The following is a 21,840-nucleotide window of genomic DNA, read 5'->3' as shown; positions in this document are numbered from 1 at the left end:
TATGATTTTAGAAGTACAAAATCTGACCAAGGTTTATGGAGAAAAAACCGTTGTCAATATTCCGAATTTGAAAATTCGGGCTGGTGAAACTATTGGACTGGTAGGCAACAACGGGGCGGGTAAAACTACTTTTTTCAGAATGTTGCTGGATCTGATCAGGCCTTCAGCAGGAGCCATTTTGTCTAAAGGAGAAAATGTGATGGAAAGTGATGTCTGGAAAAACTACACCGCTTCTTATTTAGATGAAGGTTTTTTAATCGATTACCTTACGCCTGAAGAATATTTCGTATTTATCGGCAGTCTGCATGATCGGAGTACCGCTCAGGTTGAAGAGTACCTGATACAATATGAGGAATTCTTCAACAGTGAAATTTTAAACAGGGGTAAATACATACGTGATTTTTCTAAAGGCAATCAAAATAAAATTGGTATTGCAGCCGCCCTGATGCAAAATCCAGAGCTCCTGGTTTTAGATGAACCTTTTGCCAATCTGGACCCAACTACACAAATCAGGTTAAAAACACTGATTAAATCGTTAAAAGGAACCAGTAAGATGACGACTTTAATTTCGAGTCATGACTTAAACCATGTAACCGACGTTTGTGACAGGATCATTTTGTTAGAAAAAGGCATAATCATCAAAGATTTCTTAAAAGATGAAAACACCCTTAAAGAGCTGGAAGCCTATTTCTCTGAATAAAGTTGTCTAGAATTCTGGTCAATTCATCCACAGCGTAATATTTTTGCAGTATACCTGACAAAAAAAGCTGTCAAATCCTTGTTAGAAAACAATAAAAGTAAAGAAGATAAAATCTTGGCATTAGGTTTGATTTACCGGCAGCGTAAAACAAATTGAATAGATTATGATTACTTCGAAATTTAAAATAGCAACATTTAGTATCGCACTGGCAATTGGCTCAATGGCTTTTCAAGGTTGCGATAGTTTAACAAAAACGCAAAAAGGAGCTGGTATTGGTGCTGCTGCTGGTGGTGTATTGGGAGCTATCATCGGCAAAAAAGCTGGTAATACTGCAGTAGGGGCTATCATTGGTGCTGCTGTAGGTGGTACTGCCGGAGGTTTCATTGGTAAAAGAATGGACAAACAAGCGGCGGAAATTCAAAATGCGATTCCAAATGCTGAAGTAATCCGTGAAGGTGAAGGTATCATCGTTAAATTTGATAGCGGTATTTTATTCGGTTTTGACAAATCGGATTTAACTGCTCAGGCAAAAACCAATATCAAATCTTTAGCAGGTTCAATTAATCAATATCCTGGAACTGACATTAAAGTAATTGGACACACTGACAATAAAGGAACTGAAGCTTACAACATGAGCTTATCCGAAAGGAGGGCTGCTGCTGTTAAAGCTTATGCCGTTTCACAAGGTGTGCCGTCTACCCGCTTGATCACCTTAGGAAAAGGTTTTTCAGAGCCAATTGCTGACAATGCAACTGAAGAAGGAAGAGCTGCAAACCGCAGAGTTGAAGTTGTTATCGTTGCCAACGACCAGTTGAAAAACGAAGCAAAACAACAAGGAAAATAATTAGCACATTTACATCTACCTATAAAAACGAAACCCGGAGTACATTGTACTTCGGGTTTTTTATTTCAACGTTTTTTGCATCAATGGAACGTCTGTTACTGTTCAATTTCAGAACCGTAGATGTCTTCGAAATAATGTACGGCCAGCGATTTCAATAACAACTCCTGCTCCATCATCGCGAAGGAAGGCACGGGCTTAACCAGTTTCCAATGTGGCCAGCCATCCTGATCTAAACCTTCAAGCTCATAAAAGCCCATTTCGCTCAATAAGCGACAGGTAGCAATGTGCATCAGTTCTTCTTTTTGACGTTTACTATATTTGCCAGGACCTTTACCCAATTCCTGAACCCCTATTAAAAACAAAACTACTTTTAAGTCCGGAGTGTCAGAATCGAATTCCTGTGCTATTTTTTGCTGCAAAATTTTCCATTTCGCATTAATTTCTGCAGGCTTCATGGCGCAAAGATACAATCAATTGCCGATTGTGTTGATTTACCAAACGAAAATTAGACATTGCTGACTGATTTCATTAAATTTAGCACACCTGGTCATGTAAATACCAGGTATCAATTTTTTACTGCGAATACTAAAAAGATCAGAATGAATAAAGAGATAGTAACCGGTTTAATGGCCTACGGTATGTCAGGCAAAGTTTTCCATGCCCCGTTTATACAGGCACATCCAGCATTTAAATTACATGCAGTAACGGAACGCAACCACAAGCAAGCAGCATCAGATTATCCAGATATCATCAGTTATGACACTACAGAAGCGCTTTTGGCTGATACCGAGATTGAATTGATCATCATCAATACCCCAAATTATACGCATTACGACTATGCAAAAAAGGCGTTACAGGCAGGCAAACACATCCTGGTAGAAAAACCTTTTACAGCAACTTCAGCCGAAGCTAAAGAACTGTTTGAACTGGCCAAAAATGTCGGTAAAAAAGCATTTGTGTATCAAAACCGAAGATGGGACAGTGATTTCACATCGGTACGTGAGATTATTGAAAGCGGAGAACTGGGTAAGCTGAATGAAGTACATTTCCGGTTTGACAGGTATCGTGCAGCGATTGGCCCTAAATCATTTAAGGAAGAACCCCTGGCCGCCAGCGGTTTGCTGTATGATCTGGGCCCACATTTGCTGGACCAGGCCATCAGCTTATTTGGAGCACCAGATTCATTTCATAAAATATTAGGCGAGAACAGATCCGGAACAAAAGTGAATGACTATTTTTCGATTCACCTTGCTTATCCGAATAGTGTACATGTATTTGTGCATTCCAATTTAATGATCGCTGAACCTTTACCCTCATTTGTATTGAATGGCAATTTGGGAACTTTCATTAAGGAAAGAGCCGATGTGCAGGAAGATCAATTGCTGAAGGGCATTAAGCCAGTGGATGAAGGCTATGGCGTAGAGGCTGATGGAAAAAACGGAAAACTGTTCCTGATGAATGGAGAGGGTCATAAAACGCAACAAACGATTCCATCTGTTACCGGCAATTACCTTCCTTTATTTGAAGCCGTTTATCAGAGTATCAGGCATGAACAAGCTTATCCAATAACAGCGGAGCAAATCATTATACAGTTAGAAATCCTCGAGTCATAAGATGAACACCATCCTATACATCCTGACCCCTGCATTTCTGATTGTGCTGTATTTAATTTTTCGTAATTATGCACGGCCCGGGAATATCCGGTCCTTAACCGGGGAAGAACGAAAATTATTACTGGAAAACGTTGAATTTTATCAGCTGTTGCAGCCACGCGAAAAGATCCGTTATGAAAATAAGATCGCGGCATTTCTAGCAGAAGTACACATGGAAGGCGTAGGGACTGACATAGATGCACTGGATCGGCTATTGGTTGCATCAAGTGCAGTTATTCCGGTATTTGGATTCCCGGACTGGCGTTACAAAAACTTAACTAATGTGCTTTTGTATCCTGATACCTTCAATACAGATTTTCAGTTTGAAGGTGGCTCCAGAAACATTCTGGGTATGGTGGGTACAGGCTATATGAACGGACAAATGGTATTGTCCCGTTCTGCTTTGCACCAGGGTTTTTCTAAACATGCCGGAAGAGAAAATACAGGAATCCATGAATTTGTCCATTTACTGGATAAATCGGATGGGGCAACCGACGGCATTCCCGAAAATCTGATGAAACATGAATACACTGTTCCCTGGATTAAAATGATGCACCAGGAAATGCAAAAGATAGCACAAGGAAAATCGGACATAAACCCTTATGCTGTGACCAATGAGGCTGAATTTTTTGCCGTAGTTTCAGAATATTTCTTTGAAAGACCTCGTCTTTTCAAAGAAAAACATCCGGAACTTTACAAAATGCTGGCCGATGCCTTTTCCCAGGATCTGGCAAGCAATGCATCAAACTAAAGACTCCCCAGTAAAGCCACATTGAATTCTGTAGGGACTTCAATGTGGGGGATATGTCCACATCCATCAAATTCAATCAGCTTAGAGCCTATTATTTTTGCAGCAGTCTGTTTGCCCAGTAAGCGATACTGTCCGTATAAGGCCTGCTGATCTGCACTGAGCAAACCTTTTCCTACAATCGTTTTATCATCCTTACCAATAAACAAAACTGTCGGCACACGAATATTGACAAACTCGTGCACAACAGGCTGCTCGTAGATCATGGTAAAAGTCATGGCAGCAACTTTAGCCCATCGAGGAAAATCAGCACTATTGGTTACGCCACCAGCGATACGGACCAATTCATCATACTCAGGTTTCCAGATCGTAAAGTAAGAACTTTGGTAATATTTTTTTACGCTTTCTGCAGTAGCCTTAAGCTCGGTTTTATACTGTTCATCCGTACTTACGTAAGGAATAAAATTGCGGTAATCTTCTAATCCGATCGGATTTTCAAGCAATAGCTTTTCTGTTTGGGCAGGGTACATCAGTGCAAAACGTGTGGCTAACATTCCCCCCATAGAGTGTCCCAGAATATTTGCTTTCTGAATACCCAGGACATCCAGTAAGGCTTTATTCCAAGCTGCCATCTGGTGAAAACTATAGTGAATAAAGGGTTTAGATGATTTGCCAAAACCGATCTGATCAGGTACTACAACCCTAAAACCACGTGTAGTTAAAGCTTTGATTACATTGGTCCAGTAATAGCCTCCAAAATTTTTGCCATGAAAAAGTACCACCGTGCGTCCATTTGCCATTTGTGTTGGCGCGACATCCATGTAAGCCATTCTAAGGTCCTGTCCCTCTACATTAATCGGAAAATATTTAACCGGGTAAGCATATTTTACGTTCTCGAGAGTAATAGAGAGTGTATCTGGCTGCTGTGCAAATGAAGTGGTGATAACTGAAAATAAAATGACTGCAATTAAATAAGTTTTCTTTAACATAAGCTTAGTTTTACTGGAAACAATATGGTGGTATGAAAGTTCTAAATATATAGTTTTTTTATACTTTTGGGGACTAACCATAAAAAAATGAACAACTACTTAATCGGACAGGATAGGTTATCTGTTGTCCGGATCATTGATATTCTGAAAAATCAGGAAAGTCTCGCTTTATCAGAGGAAAGTGCTGCACGGATCAAAAAATGCAGAACCTATCTTGATGAGAAATTGGAACGCCACAAATCACCTGTTTATGGGATCAATACTGGTTTTGGCTATTTACAAAATGTAAAAGTTGAGGACAAGGATTTGGTTCAACTTCAATATAATCTGCTGTTGTCACATGCTTGCGGTACTGGAGAAGAGGTTCCTTCAGAGATTGTAAAGCTCATGCTTTTATTAAAAATCCAGTCGTTGAGTTATGGAAATTCAGGTGTACAAGTAGAGACCGTAAACCGTCTAATTTATTTTTACAACCACGATGTATTACCGATAATTTATACTCAGGGCTCACTGGGAGCATCGGGTGATCTTGCTCCTCTGGCCCATCTGGCCTTACCGCTTATCGGTGAAGGTGAGCTACGTTTTAAGGGAAAGAAAATGTCCACCAAGGAATGGTATGATCAAACTGAACTTAGTCCACTGGAACTTCATTCCAAAGAAGGCTTAGCTTTGATCAACGGCACCCAATTCATGACGGCTTATGGTGTACACATTTTAATCCGTGCCATTCGTTTGAACGATTTCACAGATGTCATTGGTGCCCTTTCTGCTGATGCATTTAACTGCCGCATCGATCCTTTTAAAAACCTGAGTCATGCCATCAGGCCGCACAAAGGCCAGGTAAATACGGCAAAAAGAATTTTTGATTTGTTAAAAGACAGTGAAATCTGTGCAGAAGAGAACAAACAGGTTCAGGATCCATATTCTTTCAGGTGCATGCCACAGGTACATGGCGCCAGCAAAGATGCCATTGACTATGTATTGCAAGTGTTTGAAGTGGAGATCAATTCGGTGACCGACAATCCCAACATTTTCCCGGACGAAGATGAAATCATCTCTGCCGGAAACTTCCATGGCCAGCCTTTGGCTTTGGCACTGGACTTCATGAGTATTGCCCTGGCAGAACTTGGCTCCATTTCAGAAAGAAGGACCTACCAATTAATTTCAGGCCAGCGTGGCCTGCCAAATTTCCTGGTTAAAAATGCAGGACTTAATTCGGGATTAATGATCCCTCAGTATACGGCAGCATCTATTGCCAGTGAAAATAAACAATTGGCTACGCCTGCTTCAATAGATTCTATTGTATCCAGCAACGGACAGGAAGACCACGTGAGCATGGGCGCAAATGGAGCCACCAAATGCTTAAGAGTGATGAACAATGTAGAACGCATTTTGTCAATTGAGTTGCTGACTGCTACCCAGGCTCTGGAATTTAGAAGACCGCTAAAGACTTCTTACGAATTAGAGAATCTGATTGCTGCTTACAGAAATGTTGTACTTCCACACGAAAACGACAGGCTTTTGGCTACAGACATACAAGCATCTATATCCTTTTTGAAAGGTTATACCATATAGGCTTCATGAAGCAAGGGCATAAAAAAAGCGACCACCTGTGATGTGGTCGCTTTTTTTATTTGGCTTTCATCAATTACTTTTTCAATGTAAAAGGGAGATTGATTCCAAAAGTAACACTTCTACCTGGATTGTAAATTCCTAATGAGGTATCTTCATCACTCAGTCTACCTGGTTTAAACCGACTTAAATGATCGTAATAAGCTTTGTCGAGCAGGTTCTTTCCGGCTACGTAAATGGTGATATCTTGTGTCTTGCTCAGTTTTAAAGTAGTACCAATCGCAGCATTAACCAAGGTATAACCAGCGCTTGGCGTTTCGAAACTATCTATTTTATCTTGTTTAAAAAAGTTATCAACACCAACAGACACATAAGAATGCGATGTACCTGGAATTGCAGGTTCAAAACGCAGCTCATTACGTAAAGTTGCCGCTGGAATGAAAGGAAGCGACTCTTTAGTTGTACGGTTCGTTGCCCTGGTGTAAGAGAAACTATTGTCAAAATGGATGAAGCTAACCGGATGTAAGGTCAATGATGCCTCTATTCCCCTTAAAAAAGCATTGTCCTGGATAAAGTTATATACCGGATAAGCAGTTGTTCCAACACCATTTTCATTGGCAACATCTTTAGTCGTACCATCTGTATTATAATAAATAAACTGGTTGATGTAATTGGCAAAGCCCCCAATGTTTGCACTTAAATATTGATTTTGATAATCGAATGAAGCGTCAAATTGATAACTCTGCTCTGGTTTCAGGTTCGGATTACCAACCTCATAACGGAATACGCCCTCATGCACACCATTTGAAGATAACTCTGCAATATTAGGAGCTCTGAATGCACTACCGGCATTGGCTTTGAAACTAAAGGCGTCGTTAAATTCATGAGTATATCCCAGGGCACCAGTCAGGTGGGAGAACTGATTAGAAAATCCGTTAAAATCTGCATCACCATGAAAATCCTTTCCTGTGATTTTTCGGTAATCAAACCGAAGTCCGGCATTAAATGTGTCATTATCCCAGGTTTTTTTGATGAATGCAAACCCACCGAAAGCCTGGCTGTCATAATCGGGAATCAGCTGCTCAGCACCCGTTGTATTTAAGCTATGGACAAACTCACCGGAAGCACCGATTACAGGAGCCCAACCGTTCACTTCATTAAAGGAATACTTTAAATCATAACTGTAAGTATGGCTATTGAGGAACAGCGCCGGTCCATCTCCTTCTACTGCCAGTTCCCGACGAAGATTATGCTGATATCCTAAAGTGGCTTTCAGACTACCACTACCTAAGAGGATATTGCTATTCAGTGCAACTTTATAATGTCGCACATCCTGTTTAGGGAAAGCAAGTGTTCTGTCTTTATTTTGTGCGTCTGTAAATGCATTGCCCTCTTCATTTACCAATTCACCTGCATCATTCCTTACTGGATCGTAAAATCCAATATTGGTCCGGAAGCTGGAGGCATCCAGGTGTGCATAACCCCATTTCTTATTCAAACCAATCTGTCCTTCAAAGTTGGTTTCATTATAACCTGAATTCGGTACAAACTCTGTTGGGGTTTGGTAAGAATAGGCATTTTTATAAGAGCCGCGGGCGCGGTAAACCAAACCATTTTCATTGCCCTGCAACATCAATGAACTTCCGGTCAATCCGTTATTGGTATTGTAATTGGTCAAAAACTCTCCTTTCACCGTTCCCTCCGGAGCAGGTAGGGCATCGAGGATATTGATCACACCACCAAGTGCATCAGAACCATACATTAAACTTGCCGGACCTTTTAAAACCTCAACACGGTCGGCACTATACTGATCGATTTCGATTCCATGTTCATCCCCCCACTGTTGTCCTTGTTGTTTCACGCCATTGTCTAAAGTTACCACCCTGTTATAGCTCAGGCCCCGGATTACAGGTTTGGAAATGCCAGGACCAGTGGTAATTTGCGCTACACCTGGAGTTCTGGAAATGGCGTCAATTAAATTGGAAGAAGGATGATAAAGCAGCTCGGCCTTGCTTACAGTGGCAATTGTGGTACTGTTCTTTTTGTTGTCTGAACTGTTTGCTGAACCGGTAATGACAACCTCCCGTCCTTCAATAACGCTAGGCTTTAATTCAAAGTCCGCCAGCAAAGGATTCCCAAAATCAACCATTTGTGTTATCGTTTGGTATCCAACGTAACGGATCTGTACGAGAAAACGGCCATGAGCCGGCACATTGTTGAGTGTAAATTCACCCGACTCATTGGTGAGTGCAGAAATGCGAAGGTCGGGGATCGCGATACTAGCCCCCGGTAAAGGCTGCCTGGTATCAGCATCAATTACTTTACCTTTAATTTTAGCCAGATCGGCAGCAAAACTACCTGTTGTAAACAGGGTATATATTAGTACAGCCAATAATAGTTGTAGCTTCTTCATTTGTTATATGATGTTAAAATTTTGAATCCGGGAATACAGGCAAACACTGCCATACAGCAGATGCCGGAATCGGTTCCATTTAAAAATTGTGTATAGATTAGTCAGATAAATAAGGTACTCAGTTGCCTGAGTCTTGGTTAAGCTGCGGGGGGACCACGCAGGGCTAAGCTGATTAATTCTGCATAACAGCCTTTAACCGTTGGATAAAATTTAACCAGTTGTTTATTGACCTGATATACCTCGAAATGATGGGATGTACTGAGGTAGTTTTTCTCAAAATGTGCTGCGCAGACCAAACAAGTATCCGTATGGCTACTGATGTGAACTTTGTGCTGACAGGTTTTTTCTGTGGCAGAACAATGTACTTCTTCATGATTGTGATTATGAAAAGCACTGAAAGGCGTTAGTGCTATGGCAAATACCCACAACAGCATAATCGATAGTATTCGATGTATATGATTTGCCTTCTTTCTCAATTCGACAACAAACGTAGTGAATTATGTATAATTATATACATTTGCTTTAGAACATTGCCTTTATATGACTGCAATTATGAATACTAACTTAGACCTCAGTAAAAAACTAACCCCAAACGGAAACACCTTAACCTGTAAAGGCTGGATACAGGAAGCTGCACTACGGATGCTGCTGAACAATCTTGACCCAGAAGTGGCAGAGCGCCCGGAAGAACTTATTGTATACGGCGGACGCGGTAAAGCAGCCCGCAATAAAGAAGCGCTGGCTTTAATCATTAAAGCGCTGCAAAATCTGGAAGATACCGAAACGTTATTGATCCAATCAGGGAAACCTGTAGGCATTTTACCTACTCATAAAGATGCGCCCAGGGTATTGATTTCGAACTCACAACTGGTTCCGAAATGGGCTACACAACAACATTTTGATGAACTGGAAGATAAAGGCCTGATGATGTATGGTCAGATGACCGCGGGCTCCTGGATTTATATCGGATCACAGGGAATTGTGCAGGGAACTTATGAAACTTACGCCGCACTGGCTAAAAAACATTTCAGCAGCAACCTGAAAGGCACCTTAAATGTAACCGCCGGATTGGGTGGAATGGGTGGGGCACAACCATTGGCCATTACCATGAACCAAGGGGTTTGCCTGGCTGCAGATGTAGAAGAATGGCGGATTCAGAAGCGCCTGGAAACACGTTACATTGATGAAATTGAACATGATATTGACACCGCTATAGATAGGGCCTTACAATATAAGTCGGAAGGAAAGGCCATCTCCATAGGCGTAGTTTGTAATGCTGTGGAATTGCTGCAACGTTTAATTGACAGAAATATCACTCCGGATACCTTGACAGACCAAACCTCTGCCCATGATCCTTTAATTGGCTATTTCCCCGAGGGATTAAGCGTACCCGAAGCGGCTAACCTCAGAAAAAATGATCCGGAACAGTATGTGAAACAATCCTATGCGACCATGGCCAAACACGTTTTACAAATGCTTGAACTACAAAAGCGTGGTGCAATTACATTTGACTACGGAAATAATTTACGTGGCCGGGCATTGGAAGTTGGCGTTAAAAATGCTTTTGATTTCCCGGGATTTGTACCAGCTTATATCCGTCCACTATTTTGTGAAGGAAAAGGTCCATTTCGCTGGGCTGCCCTGAGTGGTGATCCTCAGGACATCTATGAAACTGACAAGGTAATTCTGGAACTTTTTCCGGAAAATGAAAGTTTAAAACAGTGGATTACCATGGCACAGGAGCGTATCGCCTTCCAGGGTTTACCTGCACGCATTTGCTGGTTGGGTCAGGGAGAACGTGAAAAAGCAGGGGTTGCTTTCAACAAAATGGTTGCTGAAGGCCGGGTTAAAGCACCATTGGTTATCGGAAGGGACCATTTGGATACAGGATCTGTGGCTTCGCCGAACCGGGAGACCGAAGCCATGCTGGACGGGTCTGATGCAGTGGCTGACTGGCCGATCTTAAATGCATTGATCAATACGGCGGGCGGGGCAAGCTGGGTGTCATTACACCACGGCGGTGGCGTAGGCATCGGTTATTCTATACACGCAGGAATGGTTATTGTAGCAGATGGCACACCAGAGGCTGAAGCAAGGATAAAACGGGTATTGCATAACGACCCTGCTATGGGCGTGATCAGACACGCTGATGCGGGTTATGATATTGCAAAAGATACGCTAAGGAAACACCGACTCGGCTTATAAGCTTTTATTACAAACAAATGATGCAATAAAGCCTTAACTTTAAATGATTTGCAAAACATGCAAATCATTTAAACGTTATATATTCATAAAGGATAGAAATGGCTACAGCTCAGCAAATACAAAAAGGTTATCTGGACTATGTGTTGACACACAACGAACAACCAGCATCAGTTTATAGCTTTGTTAAAAAACTAAAAATCGCGGAAGCTGATTTTTACGAATGGTATGCTTCTTTTGAAAGTATAGAAAAAAACATTTGGGTGGATATGACCCTGGAAACCATTGAAACCCTCGAGCAGCAGGTGATTTGGAATGAATACAATTCCCGGGATAAAGCCCTTGCTTTTTTTTACAGTTATGTAGAGGTATTAAAGCGACAGCGAAGCTTTGTGATTTATAGTCTAAAGCACAACAACAATGGATTAGGCACCCCTTCTGTACTAAGTGGTGTAAAACCCATCTTTGAAAACTTTGCAGAAACCATTATCAATGAGGGACTGGAAAATGGAGAATTGGCCGACCGTAAATTCCTGAGTAAAAAATACAAAGATGCCCTTTGGGTTCAATTCGCTTTTATTGTTAGGTTTTGGATAAATGACCATAGTACCGGATTCGAAAAAACCGATGAGGCTATAGAAAAAGGAATCAATGTCACCTTTGATCTTTTCCAGCGTTCCCCTTTGGATAATTTACTGGAGTATGGCAAGTTTCTTTCAAGAAATGGCAATTTCAAAACAAAAAAGGGATTTTAAGGGCGTATGAAAGAACAAAAGAGTATTCCGGTAACCAAAACTGAACGATCGGCAAAGTTTGTAAAGACTGGTATTCAAATTGGAGGTAACTACATCAAGCATTATTCAAAAAAATTATTTAACCCCGGATTAAGTCGTGATGAATTGAATGAAGATAATGCCACAGACATTTATAAATCACTCAGCGAATTGAAAGGAAGCGCCTTGAAAATTGCGCAAATGCTGAGCATGGATAAAAATATTCTGCCAAAATCGTACATTGACAAATTTACACAGTCGCAATACAATGCCCCACCCCTGTCAGGCCCTTTGATTGTCAGAACTTTCAGCAAGAATTTCGGAAAAACCCCGGAGCAGATTTATGACAAATTTAAATTGAGCTCTACCAATGCAGCATCTATAGGACAAGTGCATGAAGCGGAACTGAATGGAAAGAAACTCGCTGTTAAAATTCAGTATCCAGGAGTTGGCGACAGCATTTCCTCTGATCTGAAACTAGTGAAGCCTTTTGCCTTCAGACTACTTGGGATGAGTGAAAAGGATCTGAATGTTTACATCAAAGAGGTTGAAGAGCGCTTGTTAGAGGAAACAGATTACGAACTGGAAGTCAAAAGATCTATTGAATTTTCCGAGGCCTGCAAACATTTAAATAATGTTGTATTTCCGAAGTATTATCCGGCATTATCGGGAAAACGAATCATTACGATGGACTGGATCGAAGGCACCCACCTGAAGGAATTTCTCAAAACAAACCCAAGCCAGGAGTTCCGTAATAAAATTGGCCAGGCCTTATGGGATTTCTATAATTTCCAGCAACATGAACTACGTGCCGTACATGCGGATCCGCACCCTGGAAATTTCCTGATTACTGCTGACCAGAAACTTGGCGTTATTGATTTTGGCTGCATTAAAGAACTTCCGGAAGACTTCTATTATCCTTTTTTTGCCTTAATTTCAACTGAAGTACTGAAAGATAAAGCACAAACCATTTTGGCCTTCAGGCAATTGGATATGATTCATAAAGACGATGACGATCGCCAGATTGAATTCTATTACACTGCCTATAAGGAGATGATTGAGTTATTTGCCAAACCATATATCAGTGAAACATTTGATTTCAGTAAGGATGAGTTTTTCCAGCAACTGTACGTTTATGGCGATAAAATCGCAAAAATGCCTGAGTTTAAACAAGCACGCGGCGTGAAACATTTCATTTACGTAAACCGTACAAATTTTGGGCTATATACCATCTTACATGAGCTTAGGGCTACTGTAAATACGCAAACTTTTGTTCCACATGCATTGGCCGTTTAGCACGCATCTTAGTTTGCAAACTTTGTTATACCTGATGGTATATTTAAAACTTAGAAAAATCAATATATCTGTTCATAAAAATTAAATAATAGCTAAACAGACCAAAGTACTTAATATATTTGCAGCAGAATAAATTAAAAGGACTTGGAAACAGACGCCACGAGGTATAAAAGCATACTTGTAATAGAGGATAATCATGCGATTTTAGATGTAATCACACTTATTTTACAAAGTGAATCTTATAAAGTTACTGGATTTGGTAAGGGAGCAGATATTCTCGGGCATATAGACTTGATTAAGCCTGATCTGGTGATTCTTGACATTATGCTTCCAGATGGAGATGGAAGAGAGCTCTTAAAAGCAATACGCACCAATCCGGAAACAGAAAGCTTACCCGTATTGATGATCTCCGCAAAATATACTGCTCAAAACGTGCAGCATGGTGAATTCATCCCAAATGGATTCTTGCCAAAACCCTTCGACATTGATGAACTGCTGGATCAGATTGAGGGAATACTTGCAGGACGTACCTATAATTAAATTTCTTATGCTTATTTTAGTAGAAATAAGAGCAAATGAATACCAACGAAGCGCTAATTAATCATTTCTACACTTGTTTTCAGCGTAAAGATGTAAAGGGTATGCAAGACTGCTATGCTGACAAGGCCGTGTTTAGTGACCCTGTATTTCAGAATCTGAATGCTCCAGAGGTTCGTTCGATGTGGGCTATGCTCCTCGCAAGCGGAAAAGACATGCGTATCGAATTTAAAAACATCATCGCAGGCCAGCAGGATGGTACTGCAGAATGGGACGCTTATTACACTTTTTCAAGCACAGGTAACAAGGTGCTCAATAAAATCAAAGCTACATTTGTACTTGAAAACGGAAAAATCATTGCGCATCAGGATCACTTTGATTTCTACACCTGGGCTAAACAGGCTTTAGGCTTAACTGGTTTGCTATTGGGTTGGACGAGTTTTTTAAAAAATAAAATCAGGACGAAGGCCAGAAAAAATCTGGACAATTATATGAATAAGCCCCGTTAAATGATTAACGAGGCTTATTTTATTTCAGTAGCGCTACAATTGCTTCCGCACTGAGCTTCTGCTGCTGACCGCTCATCATGTCTTTAATGGTAAGCTCATCACCTTGCATCTCATCGCTGCCAATTAAGATCACAAACGGAATCTTTTTCGCATCTGCATAACTCATTTGCTTTTTAAGCTTCGCTGAGGCCGGATAAAGTTCAGCGGCAACTCCAGCGTCACGAAGTAACTGTAATACCGGCAGCGCGTATATTTCAGCCTCCTCATCAAAATTACTAATCAGCACCTTAGTACCTGCTGCTGCATATTGAGGAAAAAGATTAAGCTCAAGGAGTACATCATAGATCCGATCGGCACCGAAGGAGATTCCAACTCCGGTCAATCCCTTTAATCCAAACATGCCGGTCAAGTCATCGTAACGACCACCACCACCAATGCTTCCCATTGCAGCTTCATTTGTTTTCACTTCAAATATACAGCCCGTATAATAATTCAATCCGCGGGCCAGTGTAATGTCAAGCTCCACTTTCGGCTTTAGCGTCGTATTATTTTTAAGCAAAGCATTCAGATATTTGAATACCGTTTCAATTTCTTCAATACCTTTCAAACCAGTTTCAGACTTTGCCAGTACATCTTTTAAACTAGTCAGCTTTTCTTCATTATTACCTTGCAATAAGATCACAGGTTTCAATTGATCGATATCGGCTTCCGAAAATCCACGATCCAGAAGCTCTTTACTTACACCATCCAAGCCAATCTTATCCAGCTTATCAATGGCTACAGTCATGTCTATAATCAATTCTGGCTTACCAATAACTTCTGCAATTCCAGATAGAATTTTACGGTTGTTCAATTTAATGCTAAAGTCTTTTAAGCCAAGGTTGCTTAATGCTTCCTGATAAATCAGAATAAATTCAGCCTCATTTAGCAAACTATCTGATCCGACAACGTCTACATCACATTGATAGAATTCTCTATAACGACCCTTTTGTGGTCTGTCTGCGCGCCAAACGGGTTGAACCTGGAAACGCTTAAAGGGTAAAGCGATTTCATTCTGGTGCATCACCACGTATCTGGCAAAAGGAACTGTTAAATCATAACGTAATGCTTTTTCACTAATTGATGCAGTTGCCGCGTTAGAATTCTTTTCTGCCAGCAATTCGGGGTTCACTTTAGCCAGATAGTCTCCGCTATTCAATATTTTAAAAATCAGCTTATCCCCTTCATCACCATACTTACCTGTAAGTGTAGATAAATTCTCCATAGCAGGCGTTTGGATTTCCGCATATCCATACTTTTTAAATACAGACTTAATGGTATCAAAAATATAATTGCGTTTCACCATTTCCTGTGGAGAGAAATCGCGTGTTCCTTTAGCTAAAGTGGGTTTGATCATTGACATGGCAGCAAAAGTACAAAACTAAGCCGCATAAAAAAAGGTTGTCTGCTTTATGGGCAGACAACCTTCTCCTAATTTGAATGACCTGTTCAAAAACAAACAGGTTTATTTATGATTTAAACCAATAATCTGATTGGCTCTTCAAGCAATCCTTTAAGTGTTTGTAAGAAAGCAGCACCTGTAGCGCCATCAACTACGCGGTGATCACAACCCAAGCTCAGCTTCATCACATTACCAGGCACAACGGCTCCGTTTTTAACCACCGGAATTTGTTGTATCGCACCTACAGATAAAATTGCGCCATCAGGAGAATTGATGATTGATGTAAATTCATCAATACCAAACATACCCAGGTTAGAAACGGTGAAGGTAGAACCTTCCCAATCTGCAGGCTGTAATTTTTTAGCTTTTGCTTTCTGTCCGTATTCTTTAACTTCTGCAGAGATATGAGATAACGATTTACCATCTGCAAAACGAACTACAGGAACCAATAAGCCATCTTCTACAGCCATTGCCACACCGATATTGGTATGCTCATTGAAGCGGATTTTGTCGCCAAGCCATGAAGAGTTAACAGCAGGATGTTGTTTTAAAGCTACAGCAACTGCTTTAATGATGATGTCATTGAAGGAAACTTTTACCGGCGCAACTGAATTGATTGCCGTACGCGCAGCCATTGCATTGTCCATATCAATGCTAATATTTAAGTAGAAATGTGGAGCTGTGAATAAGCTTTCTGCTAAACGTTTTGCAATTACTTTACGCATTTGCGATACCGGTTTCTCAGTAAATTTCACTTCGCCAACATATTGAGGAATAACTGGAGCCGCTTTTTCAGCAGCCGGAGCTGATGAAGGTGCAGAACTTGCAGCTGCCGCAGCCGGCTTAAAGTTTTCGATATCTTTTTTAATGATACGTCCACCATCAGCACTACCTGCAACCTGGGCCAGGTCAATTCCTTTATCTTTTGCAATTCTTTTAGCCAAAGGAGAAGCTTTTACGCGATCAGAACCTGAAGCAGCTGGAGCTTCTTCAGCAACAGCAGCAACCGGGGCTGCTTTTTCAGCCACAGGTGCATCTGATTTCTGATCAGCAGCAGCTTTTACCGGTGCATCGCCTTGTTTAAGGATTGCACTGATATCAGTTCCCTCAGGACCAACGATGGCCATAATTCCATTCACTTTAGCAGCCTGACCTTTTTCAACACCAATGTGTAATAAAGTACCTTCAGCATAGCCCATTACTTCCATAGTTGCCTTATCAGTTTCTACATCAGCAAGGATATCGTCTTCTTTTACTTTATCGCCAACTTTTTTATGCCATTCGGCAATTACGCCTTCAGTCATAGTATCACTTAACAAAGGCATACGGATTACGGTAACACCCATTTTCTCAATATCAGCATCTGTTAAGCCAGCAGCAGCCGGAGCAGCTTCTTCTTTTGCTGCAACTGGTTTTTCTTCAGCAGGCTGTTCTGCTTTCGCAGCATCAGCGCCACCTTCAGCATCCAGGGCAGCTTTATAATCTTCACCTTCTTTACCTACAACAGCAATGATCGCATCAACCGGAACAGCTTTCCCTTCTTCTACACCAATGTAAAGAATGGTACCATCCCAATATGATTCCAGGTCCATGGTCGCCTTATCGGTTTCCACTTCGGCCATTACATCGCCGCTTTTAACTTTATCGCCAACTTTTTTATGCCACTTAGCCATCACCCCTTCGGTCATGGTATCGCTCATTTTGGGCATTCTAACTATTTCAGCCATTCTATAATATCAATTGAAATGCGTTGTTAATTAATCCTGTACGTATGGGTAATCTTTCTGTACGTAAATATCTTTGTACAATTCTTCAGCGTCTGGCCAAGGAGATTCTTCAGCAAATTTCACAGAATCATCTACAATTTGTTTTACCTTCTGCTCTATCTCTTCAATCCAGGCCTGGTCTGCATATTTCTCTTTAAGAATAGCATCTTTAACCCATTCAATCGGATCTTTAGCTTTATATTCTTCTAATTCATCTTTAGTACGGTATTTAGCCGGATCAGACATGGAGTGGCCTCTATATCTGTACGTCCTCATTTCCAGGAAGGTTGGACCTTCACCAGATCTTGCGCGCTGAATGGCTTCATCCATTGCATTATGAACTGCAATCGGATCCATACCATCCACAGGAGCACATGGCATGTCAAAACCTAAACCAATTTTGTAAATATCAGTCATATTTGTGGTACGCTCAACTGAAGTACCCATGGCGTAAAAATTGTTTTCGCAAACAAATACTACAGGAAGTTTCCAAAGCATCGCCATATTGAATGCCTCGTTCAAGGCACCCTGACGAACTGCACCGTCACCCATATAGCAGATGTTCACATTACTTGTACCTTTATACTTTTCAGCAAAAGCAATACCTGCGCCCAAAGGAATCTGACCACCAACAATACCATGACCACCATAAAAATGATGCTCTTTACTAAAAATGTGCATAGAGCCACCTTTTCCTTTCGAACAACCAGTAGCTTTACCATACATTTCTGCCATGATACTATCAGCACTTACGCCCAATGCAAGTGCATGCGCATGATCACGATAAGTCGTAATCATTGAATCACCTTGTTGCATAGCAGAGATTGCTCCAGCTACAACAGCTTCCTGACCGATATACAAATGACAAAAACCACGAATTTTTTGCTGTCCGTAAAGTTGACCGGTTTTTTCTTCGAATTTGCGCATCAGCAACATCGACTCAAACCACTTCAAATAGGTATCTTTATTTATTTCTACTGCACTCATTTTTGGGTGTTGATTTTATTTACAAGAGCAAATCTACTTTTTTATTGCAATATATCGAAGCAATTGCTGTAATTTGAACACTAAGGTTACATAAATTTAAATATCAGCCCGACCGCCGTAATTCAGTCAATATGAACAGATAGACGGATCTGAACAAATTAAAAGCAAACATCTTCTTCATAAACCAATCATAAGTTGTTTGCAAAAGCCAAAAACAGAAAGTTATATGGACAACTATGTTTGCGTTTTATGCCAAAATGTTAATAACTTTCAACATAAAATAGATTACATTTGGATAACATTTGTAAAATACATAGTTTTGACTTCCTAACAATAAGCCCTAGTGGTGTACGTTTAAGTGTAAGTGTTCAATACCCAAACTTAACAGTATAACATGATAAAAAAGTTTTTGTTTTCTACCCTGATCGGTTTGTGCAGCTTAACGGCTACTATGGCACAATCTAAAACAAAAGAATCCAATAAATTAGCAGATCCAGACAATCTGGCCTCCCAATATTTTTCCCAGGTTATGGGTGTTGCTGTAGATGCAACTTCGAATGTTAAACTGTATAAATTCATTTACGAATGGATCGGAACTCCATACAGATTCGGGGGAAATACACAAAAAGGAATTGACTGTTCCGCTTTTACAAAAGCGATCTACGATAAAGTTTTCAACACAACGATCTTACGCAATTCGCGTGACATCTTCAGCATGGTAAACCCACTGCCAAAGGATGAGCTGAAAGAAGGAGATCTGGTATTCTTTAAGATTAAAAGCAGAAGCATTACACATATTGGCATTTATTTAGGAGACAATCGCTTTGCACACGCATCATCTTCACGTGGCGTAGTAATCAGCAACCTGAATGAGCCTTACTATTCCAGATACTTTTACAAAGGCGGCCGAATTTTGGACGCAGTGAAAGACGATCTGATCCAGGAATAAAAAACGCATGTTTAATAAGTATATAGTCCTCCCAATCACTGGGAGGATTTTTTTTTGATTTCACTATGAAGCTTTCATTTACAGGCATTTTAGTTATTGCAGCCCTGCTGATTGCATTTAGCTGCACAAGTAACGTAACCAGCACACCGCTTCCGACCGCTAAAATAGACAGCCCTATTCTTCCCAAAAAGGATACTTTGGCTATCGTTGCCGTTGGCGACATTATGATCGGATCTGCCTATCCGAGTGCATCTAACCTGCCGCCAAATGATGCGCGGGACAGCTTTAAGGAAGTAGATAGCTTATTAAAGGGAGACATTGTATTTGGAAACCTGGAAGGCTGCTTCTTAAATAGCGGAAAATCAACCAAGTGTAAAGATCCGAACAGCAACAGTTGTTTTGCCTTCAGAATGCCTGAGCGCTACGCAGGGCTTATTCAAAAAGCAGGATTTAATTTATTCAGTACTGCAAACAACCACGTAGGTGATTTTGGCTTAAAAGGCAGGACAAGAACCACAGAGATATTAGATTCTTTAGGGATCAATTATGCCGGCCTGCAATCCCATCCCTTTACCTTATTTGAAAAAGACAGTGTCAGATATGCATTCTGTGCTTTCGCTCCAAATGAAAACACGGTATCTATCAATAAAACAGATAGCGCAGTAGCCCTTGTAAAACGACTAAAAACACTTGCAGACATCGTGATTGTTTCTTTTCATGGTGGCGGAGAAGGCGCTAAATTTGAACACGTTCCAAGAAAAAACGAAATCTTTTACCAGGAAAACAGGGGCAACGTATATGCCTTTGCGCATGCTGTTATTGATGCCGGAGCCGATGTTGTTCTGGGCCATGGCCCCCATGTGACCCGTGCTGTCGAAGTTTATAAAAATAAGTTTATTGCCTACAGCCTGGGTAATTTTTGTACTTATGGCATGTTTAGCCTCAAAGGACCAAATGGCATTGCCCCACTCCTGCAACTGAAAATTAACAGTAAAGGAGATTTTTTGTATGCTGATGTGGTTTCTGTAAAACAGGATAAACTGAACGGCTTGACTTTAGATGAAAATTCGGGAGCGTATAAAAAGATTACATCCCTGACCAATGCGGACTTTCCAAATCACAATTTAGAATTTTCAGCAAACGGACGCATTGAGTTAAAGCGCTAAGATTCGTCTTTGGTGTTCTTAACCAATCCAATACCCGACACAAAAAATATTAAACCAATAATTCCCGCAACGAACAGTTCACGGGTCTGCAGACTGTGCTTAATAAATCCATAACCAGCATAAACAAGGCCTATTATACCCAAAATTGTTAAAATGCTTCCAAAAGTACGTTTGACATTCATGATTTTTCAAATTTAATCTACCGCTCTATTACAATATCTATGCCTGTGTGTGCATGCTGAATAATTATAATTTACGGGGCAGGAAATAGTTCGTATCTTGATGACATCTATTCATTAATTAGAAGCCATTATGTATACGCCTTACATTATTATTTTTATCCTATTGGTTCTTTTCGTCAGCTCTTTTGTTACTGTCAAACAGGGAACCATTGCCGTAGTGACGGTTTTTGGGAAATACAGAAGATTACTAAGACCGGGCCTTAGTTTTAAGATTCCACTAATTGAAGTTATTCATTCCCGAATTTCGATACAAAACAGATCAGTTGAACTTTCTTTCCAGGCCGTAACGCAAGACCAGGCCAATGTCTATTTTAAAGCCATGCTTTTGTATTCCGTTTTGGATCATGAAGAAGAAACCATTAAAAATGTAGCCTTTAAGTTTGTCGATTCGACAAATTTGATGCAAGCCTTGATACGAACCATTGAAGGCTCCATAAGAGCTTACGTGGCTACGCAGCGGCAAGCCAATGTATTGGCACAACGCAACGAGATTGTCTTACACGTAAAGGAACAAATTGACAAGGTACTGGAGACCTGGGGTTACCATTTACAGGATCTTCAATTAAACGACATCACTTTTGATGACGAGATCATGCGCTCCATGAGCCGGGTTGTGGCATCGAACAATTTAAAAGCCGCAGCAGAAAATGAAGGCCAGGCTTTGTTAATTACCAAGACCAAAGGCGCTGAAGCGGATGGTAATGCCATTAAAATTGCAGCGGCAGCAGAACGTGAAGCTGCACAACTTAGAGGTCAGGGTATAGCGCTTTTCAGGGCAGAAGTTGCACATGGTATGACCAAAGCAGCTCAGGAGATGGAACAGGCCAACCTGGATATTTCTGTTATTCTATTTACCATGTGGACGGAGTCGATCAAACACTTTGCTGAAAACAGCGACGGAAATGTTATCTTCCTGGACGGGTCTACAGAAGGTATGAACCGGACCATGAAAGAAATGATGGGTATGCAAATGCAAAAAGTAGCGGACAACCAAGCTAAATAATATACCTTTTAAACAAAAGAAGCCCGGCATTGATATGCCGGGCTTCTTTTG

The 21,840-nt window shown here is 40.8% G+C and carries 20 protein-coding genes; 13 read left to right on the top strand and 7 right to left on the bottom strand.

All coding sequences use genetic code 11. The features are described 5' to 3' along the window. Nucleotide 1 precedes the first annotated feature (1 nt). Complete coding sequence (locus IM797_RS06020; RefSeq protein WP_194126210.1) at nt 2-700, top strand: ABC transporter ATP-binding protein; 699 nt, start codon at nt 2-4, stop codon at nt 698-700. 163 nt (nt 701-863) lie between these two features. After that, complete coding sequence (locus IM797_RS06015; RefSeq protein WP_194126209.1) at nt 864-1,544, top strand: OmpA family protein; 681 nt, start codon at nt 864-866, stop codon at nt 1,542-1,544. Nucleotides 1,545-1,639: 95 nt separating this feature from the next. On the opposite strand, the gene IM797_RS06010 is transcribed toward IM797_RS06015, so the two are convergent. Next, on the bottom strand, nt 1,640-1,999 hold the full coding sequence (locus tag IM797_RS06010) for a hypothetical protein (RefSeq protein ID WP_194126208.1): 360 nt from the start codon (nt 1,997-1,999) through the stop codon (nt 1,640-1,642). A gap of 144 nt (nt 2,000-2,143) precedes the next feature. On the opposite strand from IM797_RS06010, the gene IM797_RS06005 reads away from it, so the two are divergent. Further along, nucleotides 2,144-3,157, top strand: a complete 1,014-nt coding sequence (locus IM797_RS06005; protein ID WP_194126207.1) for a Gfo/Idh/MocA family oxidoreductase — start codon at nt 2,144-2,146, stop codon at nt 3,155-3,157. Between the two features lies 1 nt (nt 3,158). Further along, nucleotides 3,159-3,947, top strand: a complete 789-nt coding sequence (locus IM797_RS06000; RefSeq protein WP_194126206.1) for a zinc-dependent peptidase — start codon at nt 3,159-3,161, stop codon at nt 3,945-3,947. On the opposite strand, the gene IM797_RS05995 is transcribed toward IM797_RS06000, so the two are convergent. After that, nucleotides 3,944-4,933 carry an alpha/beta fold hydrolase gene (locus IM797_RS05995; RefSeq protein WP_194126205.1) on the bottom strand — a complete coding sequence of 330 codons (990 nt, stop codon included), beginning with the start codon at nt 4,931-4,933 and terminating at the stop codon, nt 3,944-3,946. The genes IM797_RS06000 and IM797_RS05995 overlap by 4 nt on opposite strands. 87 nt (nt 4,934-5,020) lie before the next feature. On the opposite strand from IM797_RS05995, the gene hutH reads away from it, so the two are divergent. Further along, a complete protein-coding gene (gene hutH / locus IM797_RS05990) occupies nt 5,021-6,508 on the top strand; it encodes a histidine ammonia-lyase (RefSeq protein WP_194126204.1) in 1,488 nt (495 codons plus the stop codon). 73 nt (nt 6,509-6,581) lie between these two features. Here the strand turns inward: hutH and IM797_RS05985 are convergent, their stop codons facing one another. Then, the gene (locus IM797_RS05985) at nt 6,582-8,918 is read right to left on the bottom strand and encodes a TonB-dependent receptor (protein ID WP_194126203.1); all 2,337 of its coding nucleotides are present in this window, start codon (nt 8,916-8,918) and stop codon (nt 6,582-6,584) included. Nucleotides 8,919-9,470: 552 nt separating this feature from the next. Between IM797_RS05985 and hutU the strand changes: the two genes are divergently transcribed. From hutU to IM797_RS05960, 5 genes are all read left to right on the top strand, one after another. Then, entirely contained in the window at nt 9,471-11,123 is a 1,653-nt protein-coding gene (gene hutU, locus IM797_RS05980) for a urocanate hydratase (protein ID WP_194126202.1), read from the top strand. A 98-nt stretch (nt 11,124-11,221) separates the two neighbouring features. After that, nucleotides 11,222-11,875 carry a TetR family transcriptional regulator C-terminal domain-containing protein gene (locus IM797_RS05975; protein ID WP_194126201.1) on the top strand — a complete coding sequence of 218 codons (654 nt, stop codon included), beginning with the start codon at nt 11,222-11,224 and terminating at the stop codon, nt 11,873-11,875. 6 nt (nt 11,876-11,881) lie between these two features. Further along, entirely contained in the window at nt 11,882-13,189 is a 1,308-nt protein-coding gene (locus IM797_RS05970; protein ID WP_194126200.1) for an AarF/ABC1/UbiB kinase family protein, read from the top strand. Between the two features lie 144 nt (nt 13,190-13,333). Then, nucleotides 13,334-13,729: a response regulator transcription factor gene (locus IM797_RS05965; protein ID WP_194126199.1), complete on the top strand. Its 396-nt coding sequence runs from the start codon at nt 13,334-13,336 to the stop codon at nt 13,727-13,729. Between the two features lie 35 nt (nt 13,730-13,764). After that, nucleotides 13,765-14,235, top strand: coding sequence for a nuclear transport factor 2 family protein (locus IM797_RS05960; protein ID WP_194126198.1), 471 nt, complete (start codon nt 13,765-13,767; stop codon nt 14,233-14,235). Nucleotides 14,236-14,254: 19 nt separating this feature from the next. On the opposite strand, the gene hisS is transcribed toward IM797_RS05960, so the two are convergent. The 3 genes from hisS to pdhA all read right to left on the bottom strand — a co-directional run bounded on the left by hisS (nt 14,255) and on the right by pdhA (nt 18,429). After that, on the bottom strand, nt 14,255-15,637 hold the full coding sequence (gene hisS, locus IM797_RS05955) for a histidine--tRNA ligase (protein WP_194126197.1): 1,383 nt from the start codon (nt 15,635-15,637) through the stop codon (nt 14,255-14,257). 113 nt (nt 15,638-15,750) lie between these two features. Continuing rightward, nucleotides 15,751-17,403, bottom strand: coding sequence for a dihydrolipoamide acetyltransferase family protein (locus IM797_RS05950; protein ID WP_194126196.1), 1,653 nt, complete (start codon nt 17,401-17,403; stop codon nt 15,751-15,753). Between the two features lie 30 nt (nt 17,404-17,433). Then, on the bottom strand, nt 17,434-18,429 hold the full coding sequence (pdhA, locus tag IM797_RS05945) for a pyruvate dehydrogenase (acetyl-transferring) E1 component subunit alpha (protein WP_194126195.1): 996 nt from the start codon (nt 18,427-18,429) through the stop codon (nt 17,434-17,436). Between the two features lie 394 nt (nt 18,430-18,823). Here pdhA and IM797_RS05940 point away from each other — a divergent pair, with 394 nt between their 5' ends. Both IM797_RS05940 and IM797_RS05935 read left to right on the top strand, forming a co-directional pair. Beyond that, nucleotides 18,824-19,378 (top strand): C40 family peptidase, encoded by a 555-nt coding sequence (locus tag IM797_RS05940; protein ID WP_194126194.1) that lies wholly within the window; start codon nt 18,824-18,826, stop codon nt 19,376-19,378. Between the two features lie 65 nt (nt 19,379-19,443). Then, a complete protein-coding gene (locus IM797_RS05935; protein ID WP_194126193.1) occupies nt 19,444-20,544 on the top strand; it encodes a CapA family protein in 1,101 nt (366 codons plus the stop codon). On the opposite strand, the gene IM797_RS05930 is transcribed toward IM797_RS05935, so the two are convergent. Next, entirely contained in the window at nt 20,541-20,726 is a 186-nt protein-coding gene (locus IM797_RS05930; protein ID WP_194126192.1) for a hypothetical protein, read from the bottom strand. The two genes, IM797_RS05935 and IM797_RS05930, sit on opposite strands and share 4 nt — an antisense overlap. A 130-nt stretch (nt 20,727-20,856) precedes the next feature. Here IM797_RS05930 and IM797_RS05925 point away from each other — a divergent pair, with 130 nt between their 5' ends. After that, nucleotides 20,857-21,789, top strand: coding sequence for an SPFH domain-containing protein (locus IM797_RS05925; RefSeq protein WP_194126191.1), 933 nt, complete (start codon nt 20,857-20,859; stop codon nt 21,787-21,789). The last annotated feature ends 51 nt before the right edge of the window (nt 21,790-21,840 follow it).

It is taken from the genome of Pedobacter sp. MC2016-24, from assembly GCF_015223055.1.
Lineage (GTDB): Bacteria > Bacteroidota > Bacteroidia > Sphingobacteriales > Sphingobacteriaceae > Pedobacter.
The sequence above is the reverse complement of the archived record's forward strand: the minus strand, read 5'-3'. Positions and strand labels throughout refer to the sequence as shown.